The following is a 16,368-nucleotide window of genomic DNA, read 5'->3' on the forward strand; positions in this document are numbered from 1 at the left end:
GCTCACTTTCGGCCAGCGCGCGCCGCGCCTCCTCCTGTTCGGTGAGGCCACGGATGAAGCCATCCACCGCCCCATCGCTGGCGACGCGGGCGGTGATGTCCACCAGCACTCCGGTGATCGCCGTCGGCCGCCCCAGGGAGTCACGCTCGATGTGCCCGTAGTCCTGGAAGTCACGCAGCACCTCGCGCTCCCTGTCCCACAGCCGGTACTGGATGACGAAATCCTCCCCCGACTCGTAGGCACCGGCGAAGGCTGCAAGGACCCGCTCGCGATCCGGCTCATGGATCTGACGACCGCGCAGGTCCTCGGACTCCCTCAGGTCCGCCGCGGAGAAGCCAAGGAAATCCTGGCCATCGGGAGTGGTTATGACCGCCGCGAACCGCGGCGGCCCGATACAGCACCCAGGCGTGATGGCCGACGCGCCGCTCCAATCCTTGGTCATGGCGGGCGCGCCGCAGCCGCTCCAGCCCCCGGTCCTGGTGGGCGCGCCGCAGCTCCGCCGCGCAGCGGGGGGCAAAGGCCGCAAGGGTGGCGGCGACGGCCTGGGGGTCCGTCATCGGGCGGTGATCGAGTACGCCGAGGTGCCCGAGGGGCATCCCCTCGGCGCCGAGCAAGGGTACTCCCACATAGCTCCGCATCCCCGACTTCGCCACCCAGGGGTCGGCCGGAAAGCGCTCTGCCAGGCGGTCGGGGTAGATGCCGTTCTGGCCCTGCCCCAGCCGCTCGCAGGGCGTGTCACGGGTGTCGTAGCAGAGGCCGCCGCGAAAGCCTACCCCCCCCCCAGCTCGCCACCGGGCAGACGCGCTGGCCGGAAGGGGCGACCGATTCCACCGTAAAGGCCAGGCTTACCCCGAGCACCGTCACCAGGTACTCCATCAGGGCATCAAAGTAGGCCTGCCCGGTCTTGGACAGCAAGTCCCAGGTAGCGGGAGTGGCAAACAGGTCGAATGGCATCGTCATCGGGCTCCTGGCGCGCCCCGGGCCCGCCGCCGAACGGCGCGGGTCGAAGAGCTCCGCGTGCTTACATATGAATAGCCCACCGCGGCCGGCGGCGGCTACCGGTGTTTGTCTGATTTTATCCCTCCCCGGCGCCAGAGCAGGACCATCACTCATAGGGCAATCAGAACTTCTCCGATACCAGCCGGCTCTGGCGGGGCCTAGGCTTAAATGGGACCCGGCTGCTGCCGTAGCGGAAACGAGAGCGCGCGCGTGTCCGCGGCGACGCGACCCAGAGCCCCAGGTCAAGGCCCCTAGCCCCCGCGGAGCGCCCTTGTAGGACAAACGCGGATAAGAGCGTCCGTGTTTGGCCGACACCGGGGAAGGCCGATGGGTAGTATTTTTAATGAGGGGTCACACGGGCTTGAGGCGAGGCTCCCCGTCAGCGCTGCACTTTGATCCCGGGTCGATTCCCTGCCGGCGCCATGTTCGGGGGTTCGCGGAACATTCTGGGAGGATGTAAAGATGTCCACACGCGCGTTACTGTATCAAGGGTTGCTGCCGCTGGCGGCGGCCAGCCTTTTTGGCCTTTCGGCCGGGGCTTGGGCCGCCAAAGTCGAGAAAGGGCACTTTGTCGACGGCGCATATCAAATCATCTACAACTTGGACGAGAAGGCGTACCACGTCAAGGGGGACAACACTCTCATTCCGGCGGCGGAGGTGGAGCGCAGCATGGCCACCGTCCTCTGTGCGAAATGCCACGAGGACGCCATCGCTCAGCTCAAGAACTCGGTGCATTTCACCGGCCAGGGTCCCAACCCGCGCATTCTGTTCCCGGGCGGCGGCGCTCACGGCCAGGTCGATCGGGCCTGCGGGCTTCCCGGGACCACCGCGCTGATCAACTACAACAGCGACATCAACCTGGGCGAATGCGGCAAGTGTCATACGGGGCGCTTCATGCCGCCAATGCAGAACGCCTTCCTGAGCACCTTCATGCAACAGGGGATGCCGCAAGAGCTGGCGGCAGCCAACGCCCAGAGCCTCGTCGATGGTGGACTCAACTGTCTGATCTGCCACGCCGAGACCTATCTGTCCGTACGCGATGATCTGAGCGAAACCGAGCTCGATACGCTTCGGATTGCCGGTTATGCGGCCCCAGGGGAGGCTTCCCCCTCCCCCGAGGGCTACGCAAACCTCTCCCGCGACAACACCGACTTCGATCACGACGGCGTGCCGGACAAGCTGATCGATACGGACGGTGACGGCGATGCCGATGTACCGCTGATGATGGACACGGATGGCAATGGGGTGCCGGAAACGCCCTGGCCCACCGTCGCGCAAGATCGGTCGGTTGCCGCGATCCTGTCCGTCGGGGCGACGGATGAGCACGCCTGCCTGCGCTGCCATGAGCACGCGCGCACGGGCTACAAGCGCGGCACCCTGTTCCGGGAGGGCTATGACGTTCACGCCAGCGCCGACTGCTTCGACGTCGGGGACGGGTGCGCAAAGAACACCTGCACGGCCTGCCATGTCACCCTGGACGCCGACCTGGACGGCGATGGCTTGCTCGATGTGCACAAATTCGTGCGCGGCCACCTGGTGGGCGGCGACCTGGCGGCGGCCGATTATCCGCCACCGGCTCCCGGTGTAGCCCCCAACCCGGACGACCCGACTCACCTGACCTGCGTGCAGTGCCACCCAGCGGTCGGGCTCTCGGGTGAGGTGCACTCCGAGGGGCATTTGGACAAGATTGCCTGTGAGACCTGCCACATCATCCAGAGCGGCGGCATCACCTATTCCATGTACGGCCACGGTGGCCACCTGTCGTTCGGGCGCAACGCCGCCGGACTCGACACCAAGGTCATCACCGCGGACCACATGATCGCGAACGAGGACGTGGGAGGAGATATCGACGCCGATTTCGCGGCCTACCGATTGACGCCGGTCTTGATGTGGTTCAACGGATCCACCTCCTTCCTCGCCCAGTCACTCGCCGTGCGGGGCGCTGAAAACGCCAAGATCGCGCCCTTCAAGCCCATGGCCAACGGCATGGTGATGGATGGCCGCTTCTTCGCGGGCAAGACCGCGCTGAACGAGGCGGGATTCCCATATAACAAGTTTTCGATGTACGGCTTCTTCGCCAAGGCGGCGGATTGCGACACGCTCAATTTGCCTGGGACGGGGCCCTTCACCTGCGGCGATGACGGGCTCTACGGCAATGCAGAGGTCTTTACGGCGCTGGGTCTGCTCGGTGAGGTCAAGGACAAGGACGGGAATGTTATCGTCCAGGGGCTGACGCCCGAGGCAACGCGCAAGCTGACACTTGCCGACATGATGGACATGACGAACGCAAACAAACAGGCAATGGCCATGATGATGGGCTTCCCCAATCTGATGAACTTCAGCAAGGCGGCCTATGGCTATGAGCACTATCTCGTCAGCAGCGCCCTGGCCGGGTCGCCGCCGGATGCAAACAGCGACGGCTTCATCGATCCCAATACATCCTTCCTATTCGACATGTTCGGTGCGGTCAATGCGGGTCTGGATCAATTCAAGGGCTTTAACGTCCCCATGTTCCTGCCAGCGGACTATGACTGGTATAAAAAGTTCACGGACGTGAGCAATGTCGCGACGATGAAACTGCCCGACGGCAGTGACATGAAGCTGTTCCTGGCCATGCAGCTCCAGGCACAAGGCGCCACGCCGGAGGAGATCCAGCAGTTGGTCGGCAACTACCCGGCCTTCTCCAACGGCATCACCCTGGGAGGGCACGGCGTCGCGCCAAACCCCGAAGAGAACGCCCTCGGGGCCGAGGGCTCCGGCCAGGGCAACGGCTGTGCCGATTGCCACGGCGCGGGGGGCCTGCTCGATAGCCCGGTCCCGGTCACCGACAAGGTATTGGTCGATGTTAAAGGGTTGGGCCAGGCGGAGATGCCTGTCTGGCGCTGGGTCTACTACCACGCAAAGCGGATCATCAATCTGGGTCTCAAAACAGCAGACGAAGATATCGCAGCGGGGACAGCGGACATCGACATCGCGGGTGATCGAGTGTACCTGCGCCCGAGCCGCGGTCTGATGGTGTTGAACTGGTTCGATCCGAGGGCGAAACTCACGCTGAACGGTGACGAGCTCACGGGCTACCGCCGCTTCACGCGCGCGGATAGCGACTCGGCACTGGCCGGCACCAACTTGACCGCACAAGACCTGACCTGGAACGGTGGGCCTTGGATGCCGGTGCTGGAGCCGGTGACGAAGTCGGTACCAAACTACGCCGTGCTGGGTTACACCCGCGATGAGGTCATCGTCGATGATGTCAGCCAACTGACCAAGGCGCTCGCTAATCCCTAACGCCAGTCGCGCCTAACCCATCCTTTGACCCTTTTTGCGCCGGCCTTGGGCCGGCGCTTTTTTTTGCAGGCCGGCGCTTGACCGGTAGGCTGTATCGGGAGTGGCGAGCGAGATGCCCGCCCGGGGTCCACCCGAGTCACAGCCCCGAGGTAGCGCTGGGCTCGGGCTTGGGGGCCGGCGCCCCCAGACGCACCCCATCGTCACTGTAGACGATCGAATAGATGCCCCGCCCGCAGCGGGTTGCGTGCAACCGCACACTCCGGGAGTTGGGGCGCAACCGGTCGCGGAAGCCGTACCAGTCCCCAGCGGGGCCCATCGCGCTGGGTTTGCCGTACTGAGTCGCCAGGAATGCGGCCAGGGCCTTGGGCGCCTCGCAGGCCGGCTTCGGCTCCGCGGGCTCCTGATCCCCGCGAATGGCATAGATGAGACCATCCGCCGTGGTGGCGACCGCATAGGTGGCAAACAGGGTGTTGGGCACCTTGGGCTCCACCCGGTAAAGGGTCCCTTGCGCCTCCACCTTGTTCGGCCCGCGGTAGCTCTTCTCTTCCTGGCTGATGACCTTCGCCACCATGCAGGGATCGAAGCGCTCGCCGAGGGGTATGCCGAAGGCCCCGGTGATGGTTTGCGGCGCCTGTTCGGCCGCGGGCGGGGTGTCCGGCACCGCAACCCGAGGCTCGACCGCCTGCCCCACGGCCTGGACGGCCTCGTCCGGCTTAACCTGGTCATCGGCGGCCGACGGGCCGGGGGCGACACCCGAGGCCGCGATCAGCAAGGACGCCATCAGAATGGTGACAACTTCTTTATTCATTGCTTCCCTCGATGCAGTCATGCCCCTGCGGGCCTTGAATCCAGCGCGGCGGCTCAAACCGCCAAGGCGCCCCCTACAACAGCGCCGCGGATAACTGGCAGCGAAACCGCTCCTGTCGGGGATTGGGCCCGGTCGTGGACGGGCCATGCCCCCCTCATCCTGAACCAATCAACCGGCCCGAAGAGCCCAGTGTAGCTCAACCTCGGCGGCCCCGGTAAGTGTCAAGGCAGTTGTTGGGGGCCACGCTCGGTACCGCAGCCCACTTCGGGATGGCGACTCACCCCTCGGGAAAGGACACGCGGATAGGACAAACACCGATACCCGCATCAGAGCCCCTCCTATATCACCCCTCGTCCGGGACTCCTAAGCTTGCACTTGAGGTAGGAGCAGTCCTCAAGATGCGGGCGTGGCGGGTGCCATGCCAAAGCGCTCTCCACATTGACCACATGGGGGCACCATGAACACGCAAGAACCGAAACACAGACCCAATCCGAAATGGCGCCGGCGCGCACTCGCGCGCGCCGTCGCGGCCTTGCTCGCCGGCATGGCGGTGGCGGTGGTGGCCGATGACGGCGGCAACGGTGAAGCCGGCAAGCCGATCCTGAAGAGCATGTCCAAGCTGAAGACCCCGACGGTCGCCGGCTATGTGGACGAGGCCGAGCACGCCTATATCCACCAGATGAAGTTCTACGTGCCCAGCCAGGCCGCGAGTGGGGGTCTCGGAGACCCCTTGTACTACAACGTCGACGGGAACCTGGTCGAACCGGAGCGCGACCTGGCCAAACCCCTGATCGGCGTCAACCTCTTGGGGCCCCTGATCAGTGTGGAGGGCGTCGGCTTCGTTGGCCACGGCAAGCGCGACGCCTACGCCGCCGTGAGCCTGGACGACGGCGACACCTGGAAGAAGACCAACCTCTCCCAGTCCGCAGACCTGACGTCCTGCGACAGCGCCAACTGCAATGTCATTCGCACGGATGTGCCGCTCTTCGCGGACACTGACTACCAATACCCCGGCGACGTGACCAACCTGTTCCACAGCATCATGGGCAACAAGGTCCTGGTGGCCTGGCAGAGCCGCTACTGCGCGAGTGGCCAGCCCAGTTATTCCCTCGACAATCCTGAAGCCACGCCCGAGCAGATCGCCCGGCGCGCGGCCATCGCGACCTACTTGGGCATCGACCTGACCACGGCCTCAAAGGACGACATCTACCTGATCGACATGTACGGCGTCGGTGGCTCGCAGGGCTTTGTCGATTACCTCGCGAGTGACGACTACGAGCCGAACCAGGCCGTCGGCGCGGTCCCCTTCAACTGCCTCTGGACGGCCCGCGGTGTCCTGAACGAGGGCAACGACCCGCGCACCGCCGATGTCACTGAGTCGAGCTACATGCGCTGGTTCAAGGCCGAGCGCCTCACCTCCGGCGTGCGCGACCTCAACCGCATCGAGACCGTCTGCGTCGGCGGCGCCGGCTGCGCCATTACCTGGCAGGAGGACCCCGAAGGCCTGCGCGGCGGCCAGGGCGAGGGTCCCGGCGAGGGCTGGAGCGGCGCGGTTGGCAACAGCCAAACCGATGTTTGGTATACCTATATCGATGCGGAACATTTCGATGTAGTGCAGAATCCGGAGTGGGTAGACAGCACCAATACTGTCCCCGCATACCTCACTCTGGCGGAATATGAAAAATTGGCAGCTACTACGGACGTAACTCAGAAGCCGAAGCCCTTCGTGCCCTTCGCCATGCCCATGCGGCTGACCGACAACGCCAAATGCAACGTCACCAATCCCAAACCCTACTGCTACGGCTCGGCCCTCGAAGGTACCGCTGCCGTGGCACCGGTCTTCCCGGATGAGAACGCGACAACCCCGATGGACTACGGCCTGAAGGACCTGTGCCAGGACACCATCCAGATCCCGACCGGACCGGATAACACCCCGACCGATATCTGCGTCGCCGAGAACGGCATGCCGAACGTCGGCAACACCGCCGCCACCCGCCCGCGTCTGGCGGTGTACGGCTACGACTCCACCGGCAAGGTGAAGAACGCCGTCATCAACAACGCCTTTGTCGCGGTGGTGGCCGAGGAGGACAAGGGCCTCGGTGCCTTCACCTTCGACGCGGACGGCAACGCCTGCGTGCAGGAGGACAACAGCGACCCCGACTGCTTCACCTTCGACGATGGCAAGAACATCCGCTACTTCACCTTCGGCATGTCGATCAAGGACACCGTCGGCGGAAAAACGAAGGACACCCTGCTGGCCAACCTGACCCAGCCCGGCCACCAACTCAACCAGCCCGAGGTGGATTGGACGAACGGCGAATTTTACCCGGTGAGGAACACCAGCGATTTCTGGGATTTCGGTGAATACAACTTCGACATCTACAACACCGAGATCGCCCGGCGCGGCAGTTGGCTGGGGCAGGACATCTACAAGGTGCACCAGGACACTTCGGAGGCGGCCTACGACCTGCTCGCCCTGCCAACCTGGAAGCAAGGCATCATGAACCAGGGCGGCCCGGCGGACGTCATGTCGCGTCGCATCCTTATGAAGAACGGCAACTGGACCCTGACGCAGCGCGGCAACCCCTATGCCTTCCGCTACATGGCCTGCTCCAACTGGGCCTACAACCCCGCGAAAGGTCAGACCCCCAACCCCTACTACCCCGGCGGTCTCTGCCTGGATTCGGCCCTGAACCTCTCGGCTACCATCCCGGACACCTGCCAGGATTCGAGCACCGGCTTAGAGGTTGATTGCCCGCAGGTCGACCTGACAAGAGTATCGGAATCTGGCGAACCAACGACGTTTGGCGTCGGCGACACCAACCCGGTTCTGCAGGGCAGCCTGGTCGAGCCCAACACGACCAAGGTCCTGTCCTGGCACCAGTGCCCGGCCAAATTCACCACGGTGAGCCAGACTGATCCGGATGCCATACCATACACGTGCGATAACGACATGCGGACCGACGCCACCACCCTGAAGGATCAGTCCTGGTACAACCCGCTGGACGTGGCGAAGGGCCATCGCGGCTTCCTGGACGGCGACATGGTCATGATGCTGTACGCCTGGTCGCCGAACTGGCGTCTCAACGCGAAGGGCAGCGATCGCTACGAGCTGTACATCCGCCGGTCCTTCACCGGCGCCACGACCTGGAAGACCCTGCCCGGGGACTACACTTACTGGGACGGGACCCATTACGGCGGCGACGGCACGGTCACCTGCGAGACCTTCCGCAGTACAGAGACCGGGACTGGCGACCTGGTCGAGCCCCGGGTGTGCAACCAGTACAAGGCCGGCGCCCCCGAGCAGGCCCGCAACGTGACGCAACTCCAGTCCATGCGCATCACCACCCTCGACCCGCGTTTCGCCATCACCGGCTCGCCCCAGGGCGTGAGCAACACGCTGGATACGTTCGGCTACGGAACCAACCCGTATGATGAAGACGTCCGGAATCCGTCGCGCTACTTCGTGGTGTACGAGACCGGTGACAACACCACCACCGCCGTCGGCGAACCCGAACCGCTGGACCTCCATTACAGCCGCGCGGTGGACTTCGGCGACGACTACCAGGTGTGGGCGGAAGAGACCGACCTGAGCGTCTGCTATCCGTCGGATCCTCATGGCGACACCGATCCGGACACGGGTGTTCCCGAGGAACTGATCGACTCGGGCTTCTGCAACGAGTTCGACCAACTCGACCAGGGCAAACCCGGACTCGAGGCCAGCGAGGCCAGCCTGACGGCCAACCCGGGCGGGCAGTTCCTCTACGGCGTCTGGGCGCAGTTGGAGCATCCGGTGACGGACAACAACGAAACGCTGTGGGACGAGGTCATTTCGTCCGACGCCATGGCCCGCCGGGTCTGGTGGCGCGACGGCTACATCTCCACGGACTGGGCCTGGGACTTCGGCCAGGGGTCAACTCAGTAACCACCCAGCGCCGCCTGCCCGGCTTCGAACCCCGGGCAGGGGTCCCGGCACCGAACCTCAACCACTCACCAGAAGATCCGCCGCCCCGCCGAAAGGGTCAGAGCACTGCCCGGGGCGGCCATCCACCGAACAGCGATTCCCTGGAGGAACCCCACCATGTCACACCCCCCCTCACCCCTGCTGCGGACCCTTGCATCCGCGCTCCTAACGGCCGGCTTGCTGACGGCCATCACGCCCGCCCAGGCCTTGAAGAGTTTTATGGGGACCTGGCAGGCCACTTATCCCGGCTCGACCACCGACAATGCCAATTGTGCCCTCTGCCACGGCACCCAGGACCAGAACCTCAATACCTACGGCAAGGCCCTGTGCGATGCCTTCGACGGCAACCTGCCATTGAATATCGTTCCGGCCCTGGAAGCCATCGAATCCCTGGATTCGGATTCGGACCCCACTGCATCGACCAACTTGGAGGAGATCACCGTCAACGCCCAGCCGGGCTGGACCGAGGGGCCAGTGAACCAAATCTACGTCGCCGACGTGGGCGGGCGTTGCGTGCCCACCGGCGCCCCGATCAGCGTGGTCGCCGGTGTCCCCGTGCCCTACGACCCGCCTGTCGATGGCGAGCCGGTGGCCGACCCGAGCGGCCCCTATGCGGGCTACGTGAACGTGCCCATCACCTTCGACGGCAGCGGGTCCTATGACAGTGACGTCGAGGGCGCCGGTATCGTCAGCTACACCTGGAACTTCGGTGACGGTTCGCCGGATGAGGTCACCACCGAACCAACCGTCCAACACACCTACACCTTGCCGGATACCTACATCGTCAACCTGACGGTGACCGACGGCGAGGGCGATACCAACACCAACTCGACCATCGCTACCATCTCGGGGGCCTCCGTCCTCGACCTGGACATCGCCGCGTTCAAGGTCACCACGACACGGCTGGTGGGCAAACTTATCGCGATCAAGCTGTTTGTCGAGAACCCCGGCACCGTCCTGGGGCAGGCGAAGGCGACCGTGACGGGCACGCAGGGTGGGGTCCAAGTCTATAAGTGGAGTCTGAACGTCTACGACTCCAATATCACGGGCACCACGAGCTTTACCTTCCCCTCCTACAGATCGAAAATCGCGGGCACCATCAAATGGGTCGTGACCATCGCGGACGTCAACCCGGATCAGGACCGGGCCACCGCCACCACGACCGTGCAATAAGGCAGGCATGCGGGTGGGTGGGGTCCGCCTCGCCCACCCCGCTGGCCCATCGCAAAGAGTGGGGAAACGCCGATCGGTCGGCGTTTCCCCGGCGAAGACCGCCATGAGATCACCCCTCCCCCCTCCCCTCCTACCTGCCCGGTGGCTCCCTGGGGGGCGTCCCCTCGCCATGAACTTGACCCTACCTAGTGGACCGGTGACGCTGACGCCTTGCTGGTCGGGAGAGAAGACACATGCAACACTCAAGATGGTGGAAGACCTTTGTTATGGCGGGCTTGATCGGCGCGGCAAGCGCCAATCCGAACGCCTCCGCTGCCGATGAGGCCAGCGACCTGGCGCTCGACCCGACCCTGACCTGGACCAACTTCCTCGGCTCGGCGAAGAACGACGACGGCTACGGCGTCGCCGTGGACGCCGCCGGTAACCTCTACCTGGTAGGCACCAGCTTGGCCACCTGGGGCAATCCGCTCCGCGCCCACTCCGGCGGACCGGACCTGGTGGTGGCCAAGCTCGATAGCAGCGGCAACCTCTTGTGGAACACCTTCCTGGGCTCCCAAGGGGCGGACCAGGGCTATGGGATCGCCCTCGATGCCTCTGGCAATATAGCGGTCGTGGGCTACAGCGACTCCGACTGGGGCGGCCCGCTGCGGGCGCACTCGGGCCTCAGCGATATTCTGGTGGCCAAGCTGAGCGGCGCGGGCCAACTCCTCTGGCACAGCTTTCTGGGCACCTCGGAGGGCATGAGCGCGGGCTCCGGCGTCGCCATCGACAGCCAGGGCAACCTCCTGGTGACCGGCAAGAGCGACGCCGACTGGGGGGATGCCCTTCGGCCCCACGCCGCCAATAAGCAGCCTGACATCGTCGTCGCCAAGCTCGGCGCTTCCGGCGGCCTGCTGTGGAACACCTTCCTGGGCTCCATGGACAATGACGAGGGCGAGGCCATCGCCGTCGATGCCAGCGGCAACGCCTATGTGACCGGCGCCAGCGGGTCGCCCTGGGGCACTCCGGTACGCGGCTTCGCCGGCGGCAAGGACATCGCGGTGGCCAAGCTCAACCCGGAGGGGGCGCTCCAGTGGAACACCTTCCTCGGTTCCGGGGTCGGGGACGAGGGCTATGGCATCGCGGTCACCGGCGGTAACCTATTTCTTACCGGCTACAGCGGCTCGGGCTGGGGTAGCCCCATCGACCCCTACGCCGGCGACGCCGACATCCTGGTCGCCCGGCTCGACCTCAACGGAGTCCTGGCCTGGCACAGCTTCCTCGGCTCCGGACAAGGGGACTGGGGCTACGGCATCGCCGCCGATGGCGCGGGGGGGGTGTTCGTCACCGGGACGAGCAATGCCTCCTGGGGCACCGATCCGGTGTTTCCTTTCTCCGGCGACAAGGACATCGTGGCGGCGAAGCTGGGCGAGGACGGTGTAGTGCGCTGGCACGGCTTCCTTGGCTCGGTGGAAATAGACGACGGCTACGCGATCGCCCTCGGCTCGGACTGCCGCATCCACCTCACCGGCGGGAGCGGCACCAGTTGGGGCAGCCCTCTGCTGCCCCACGCGGGGGATTCCGACATCTTCGTGACGCAGCTCACCGAGAATGACTGCGAGGATCCGCCCACCCCCTTTGCGGATGTTCCCCCGGGAAGCTGGGCCGAAGACTACATCAATGCCATCTACGCGGCGGGGATCACCGGCGGATGTGGTAACGGCAACTTCTGTCCACAGGGCCTTGTCACCCGTGAGCAGATGGCGGCTTTCGTGATCAGAGCCTTGGAGGGCGATCCGGCCACTGACTACTGTGGTGGCGTGGCGCCTTTCAGCGACGTTTCCCCCGGCACCTGGTCCTGCCCGCATATCAAGCGGCTCGTTGAGCTGAGCATTACGGGTGGCTGCGGCGGAACTTATTACTGTCCCCAGGGTATCGTCACCCGCGAGCAAGTGGCAGCCTTCATCGTCAGGGCGCTGGAGGGCGAACCGCCGCTGGATTACTGCGAGGGCGTCGCGCCTTTCGATGATGTTGCGCCGACTGACTGGTCCTGCCGCTACATCAAGAGGCTCGTTGAACTCGGTGTCACCCAAGGTTGTGGCGATGGCAACTACTGCCCCGACGACAGCGTCACGCGGGAGCAGATGGCGGCCTTCCTGGCGAGGGCCTTCCTGGATATGGATTAAGCGGACCTTGTGACGTGCGGCTTGCCCCTTGCCGTCGCCTACCTGACGATGGCGAGGGCCCAGGGACCGAGCGGCTCCCATCAAGCTGGCATTTGTCGCCACCAACGCGAGGGCGCGGTGCAGCGGAGACGACCGGGTCGCCCCATCCACGGCGCTGGGTCCGACGGCTCAACCGTAGGCATCATCCCGGACCTGTCAGTGGACCGGAATGACTCACAGAGAGGAAACGAGATGGGAATGAGAAGATCGATTATCACCTTATCAGTGCTGGGACTCCTGCACGGCGCCGGCCTCGCGGACGAACCGCAAGAGTCCAAAACGGAGATGGTCAAGCCTGCGGCGGTTGTCGAGATCGGATCCGATCTCGACAAGGTCAATTACAGCCTGGGCTACGAGCTGGGTCAGGACCTCAAGCGTGAGGAGCTGTCAGTGGTGCCCGAGGTCCTGCTGAAAGGCGTCGAGGACGGTATCTCCGGCAGCCAACCAATGGTGAAGTCCAGCGAGCGCCGGGCGGCCCTGGCCCAGATCATCGCAAAGCGGACTCAGGAGAACCTGGAGCGCTCCCAGGAATTTCTCGCCGCCAATGGGGCGAAGGAAGGGGTGACGACCTTGCCGAGCGGGCTCCAGTACAAGGTAATAAGCGCCGGTGAAGGCAAGACCCCAGCGCCCAACAGCCGGGTCACCGTGAATTATCGGGGGACCCTGATCGATGGCAGTGTGTTCGACAGCTCATACAAGGATGAAAAGCCGGCGACATTGGAAGTCAGAAAGGTCATCAAGGGTTGGCGCGAGGCCCTGCAACTGATGAAGGAAGGTGCCAAGTGGGAGATTTTTGTCCCGCCGGATTTGGCCTACGGCAAGAGGGGTCGCGACAATCGCATCCCGCCCAACAGCGCCCTGATCTTTGAGTTGGAACTGCTGTCGGTTGAACTAGCGCCACCGCCCCCGCCGCGGAAGGTCCGACCCAGTATCCCCCCCGCCGAGGATGATGGCGGTTAGGTGAGGGCGGCCAAGGGGATTGACGACGGGGCGGGAACCTGCGAGTTGACCGGCGTGCTGACGCTCAAATGGCATGACCCGCGTCAGGCTTGCGACCCCGCCGCCGGGGGGTAAATGAAAAGTCCTTCACGGGCAGCTTCCCGTTCAAGCGAAATGTTCGCGAAGGACCCCGACAATGCGCCCCGCCGCCTGGCCATCGCCGTAGGGGGATGCCCCCTTGGCCATGTCCCGGTAGGCCGCGGCGTCATCCAGTAGTCGCCGGGCCGCGCCGACGATGGCATCGAAATCCGTGCCAACCAATTCGACCACGCCGGCGGCCACGGCCTCGGGCCGCTCCGTCTCCTGGCGCAGCACCAGGACGGGCTTACCGAGGGCCGGGGCCTCCTCCTGGACACCGCCCGAATCGCTCAGGATGAGATAGGCCCGCTGCATGGCCCCGACGAAGGCGGCATAATCGAGGGGCTCCCCCAGGGTAATGCGCTCATGCCCCCCCAGGAGCGCATGGGCCAACTCCCGCACATTGGGATTGGGATGCACCGGGTAGAGGACCTGAACGTCCGCGTAGCTATCCGCCAGATGACGGATGGCTCGGCATATCGTCTCGAAGGGGGCGCCAAAATTTTCCCGCCGATGGGCCGTCACCAGGATGAGCCGCCGGGAGGGATCGATGGGGACACCGGGATCGGGGTGGGTCGCGGCCACGCGCAACAGGGCATCGATGACCGTGTTACCCGTCACCCAGATGTGACTGGCCTCGCACCCCTCCCGCAGCAGATTGGCGCGGGAGCGCTCCGTGGGCGCGAAATGCCATCGCGCCAACCGGCTGGCGATGACCCGGTTCATCTCCTCGGGAAAGGGATTGCCCAGATCCCCGGTGCGCAGCCCCGCCTCCACGTGACCGAAAGGGATGCGCCGATGGAAACAGGCCAGGGCGGCCGACATGACCGTGGTGGTATCACCCTGGGCCAGGACCGCGTCCGGTGACTCGACCTCCAGCGCGGCATCCAGGTCGAGTAGCAGACGGGCCGTGAGGGCGTTAAGGGCCTGGTTGGGACGCATGATATCGAGATCGATATCCGCCGCTATATCGAAAAGGCGCAGGACCTGGTCAAGCATCTGGCGATGCTGGGCCGTGGCCAGCACCCGGCAATCCGCCCAAGGCTCCTCATGCAGGGCCTGGATCACGGGCGCCATCTTGATGGCCTCGGGCCGGGTACCGGCGATACAGAGTAGCTTGACGCCTTTCATATCTGCAATTAGTTCCAGTGATCAATCTATGGAACTTGAGGATATCCGATACCCGTGCCCAGCGCTGCTTGCCGAGGGGTCAGGGCACATCCAGGACCCGTGTGAAAGCGGCTGACATTATTTGAGGCCCTGAAAATACCGATCCGTTTCCTGCTTGATGACCTTGGACAGGAGCAGGAGGGCGATGAGGTTGGGGATGGCCATGAGGCCGTTGGCCAGGTCGGAGAAGTTCCAAACGAAGTCCAGTTGCATCAGGGTGCCGACGATGACGGCCGAGGTGAAGACTAGCCGGTAGCCATGGATGGCGTGACGCACGGCGCGCGCGCCGCCCAGGGAGTTGGCCAGGTATTCGATGGCCTTTTCACCGTAATAGCTCCAGCCCAGGATGGTTGAATAGGCGAAAAGGGCGGTGGCGATGGCGACGATGATCTCACCCGTGCCACCCAGGGTCTCGGCGAAGCTCTGGCTGGTGAGGCTTGCCGCGCCCACCCCTTGGGTCCAGGGACTGGCGGTGAGGATGACCAGGGCCGTCATGCTGCACACCACCAGGGTGTCGATGAAGGTCTGGGTCATGCTGACCAGGGCCTGCTTGACGGGGTCATTGGTGCGGGCGGCGGCGGCGGCGATGGGCGCCGAACCAAGCCCGGATTCGTTGGAGAAGACGCCGCGGGCCACGCCATAGCGGATGGCCGCCGCCACCGCCGCCCCGGCGAAGCCACCGCCGGCGGCGATGGGATTGAAGGCGTGATAGAAGATGAGCGACAGGGCCGCCGGGATCTCGCTGGCGTTGAAGGCCAGCACCACCAGGGACGCCACCCCATAGACCAGGATCATGAAGGGCACCAGGAAGGAGGTGAAGCGGGCGATGGAATGGATGCCGCCCAGGATAACCACGCCGGTCAGCAGGGTCAGGATCGCGCCCGTCATCCAGGGCTCGATATGGAAGCTGGACTGGAAGATCCCCGCAACGGCGTTGGCTTGGGTCATGTTGCCGATGCCGAAGGTGGCGATGGCGGTGAAGAGGGCGAAGAGCCAGGCCAACACCGGCTGGTTGGCGCCCTTGGCCAGGTAATACATGGGGCCACCGCGCATCCCGAAGTCGCCGCGTTCCCGGTATTTCAGCGCCAGCAAGGCCTCGGCGTACTTGGTGGCCATGCCGACCAGGCCGGTCATCCACATCCAGAAGACCGCGCCGGGGCCACCCAGGGTGATGGCGGTCGCCACGCCGACGATGTTACCGATGCCCACCGTGGCCGCCAGGGCGGTCATCAGGGCGCCAAAGTGACTGATATCGCCCTCGTGCCCGTGATCCTTGTGGAGAATCAGCCGGAAGGCATGTCCCAGGGCACGGAACTGCATCCCCCTCAGTAAGAAGGTCAAATAGACGCCCGTACCGACCAGGAGGATCAACATGGGCGGCCCCCAGACCCAACCCGAGAGGATGGAAACCAACGATTCGATACTCTGCATATTCAGCCCCTGTTAGCCAAGATTGGCGAAGGTAATGGGTGTGGCGCCCGAGCCAGGCCTAACGCGGATAGCGGTCGTGGAGGTTGGCCGGGCAGAGCACGTCGCGCATGATACCAATCAGATCCGGCAAGGGGTGATTGCGAATGCGATGGGTGTGGCGAAAAACAGAAAGGGCCGGGCGGAAGGAGGCCGCCCGGCCCGTAAGGGTGCCACTCGAGGGGGGGAGTACCCGATGGCACCGTGGGGGCAATGCTACC

10 protein-coding genes are annotated in these 16,368 nt (G+C 64.6%); 5 read left to right on the forward strand and 5 right to left on the reverse strand.

Annotated features, from left to right (window positions below):
- Together IPN92_00005 and IPN92_00010 are read right to left on the reverse strand one after the other, a co-directional pair.
- Window positions 1–442 (reverse strand): PAS domain-containing protein (locus tag IPN92_00005; GenBank protein MBK8636717.1); only part of this gene is annotated, 442 nt, incomplete at its 3' end.
- Window positions 443–735: 293 nt separating this feature from the next.
- A complete protein-coding gene (locus IPN92_00010; GenBank protein MBK8636718.1) occupies window positions 736–954 on the reverse strand; it encodes a hypothetical protein in 219 nt (72 codons plus the stop codon).
- 507 nt (window positions 955–1,461) lie between these two features.
- On the opposite strand from IPN92_00010, the gene IPN92_00015 reads away from it, so the two are divergent.
- The gene (locus tag IPN92_00015; protein MBK8636719.1) at window positions 1,462–4,284 is read left to right on the forward strand and encodes a hypothetical protein; all 2,823 of its coding nucleotides are present in this window, start codon (window positions 1,462–1,464) and stop codon (window positions 4,282–4,284) included.
- Between the two features lie 136 nt (window positions 4,285–4,420).
- On the opposite strand, the gene IPN92_00020 is transcribed toward IPN92_00015, so the two are convergent.
- Window positions 4,421–5,092 (reverse strand): hypothetical protein, encoded by a 672-nt coding sequence (locus IPN92_00020; protein MBK8636720.1) that lies wholly within the window; start codon window positions 5,090–5,092, stop codon window positions 4,421–4,423.
- Between the two features lie 457 nt (window positions 5,093–5,549).
- Here IPN92_00020 and IPN92_00025 point away from each other — a divergent pair, with 457 nt between their 5' ends.
- The 4 genes from IPN92_00025 (at window position 5,550) to IPN92_00040 (ending at window position 13,393) form a co-directional block, all read left to right on the forward strand.
- On the forward strand, window positions 5,550–9,017 hold the full coding sequence (locus IPN92_00025; protein MBK8636721.1) for a hypothetical protein: 3,468 nt from the start codon (window positions 5,550–5,552) through the stop codon (window positions 9,015–9,017).
- A gap of 156 nt (window positions 9,018–9,173) precedes the next feature.
- On the forward strand, window positions 9,174–10,229 hold the full coding sequence (locus tag IPN92_00030) for a PKD domain-containing protein (GenBank protein ID MBK8636722.1): 1,056 nt from the start codon (window positions 9,174–9,176) through the stop codon (window positions 10,227–10,229).
- A gap of 233 nt (window positions 10,230–10,462) precedes the next feature.
- Window positions 10,463–12,394, forward strand: coding sequence for an S-layer homology domain-containing protein (locus tag IPN92_00035; protein ID MBK8636723.1), 1,932 nt, complete (start codon window positions 10,463–10,465; stop codon window positions 12,392–12,394).
- Window positions 12,395–12,631: 237 nt separating this feature from the next.
- The gene (locus IPN92_00040; protein ID MBK8636724.1) at window positions 12,632–13,393 is read left to right on the forward strand and encodes an FKBP-type peptidyl-prolyl cis-trans isomerase; all 762 of its coding nucleotides are present in this window, start codon (window positions 12,632–12,634) and stop codon (window positions 13,391–13,393) included.
- Between the two features lie 144 nt (window positions 13,394–13,537).
- Here IPN92_00040 and wecB read toward each other — a convergent pair whose 3' ends face one another.
- Window positions 13,538–14,641 carry a UDP-N-acetylglucosamine 2-epimerase (non-hydrolyzing) gene (wecB, locus tag IPN92_00045; GenBank protein ID MBK8636725.1) on the reverse strand — a complete coding sequence of 368 codons (1,104 nt, stop codon included), beginning with the start codon at window positions 14,639–14,641 and terminating at the stop codon, window positions 13,538–13,540.
- 117 nt (window positions 14,642–14,758) lie between these two features.
- Complete coding sequence (locus IPN92_00050) at window positions 14,759–16,111, reverse strand: sodium:alanine symporter family protein (GenBank protein ID MBK8636726.1); 1,353 nt, start codon at window positions 16,109–16,111, stop codon at window positions 14,759–14,761.
- Window positions 16,112–16,368: the final 257 nt, after the last annotated feature.

The sequence above is a fragment of the Chromatiaceae bacterium genome (assembly GCA_016714645.1).
Classification (GTDB): domain Bacteria; phylum Pseudomonadota; class Gammaproteobacteria; order Chromatiales; family Chromatiaceae; genus M0108.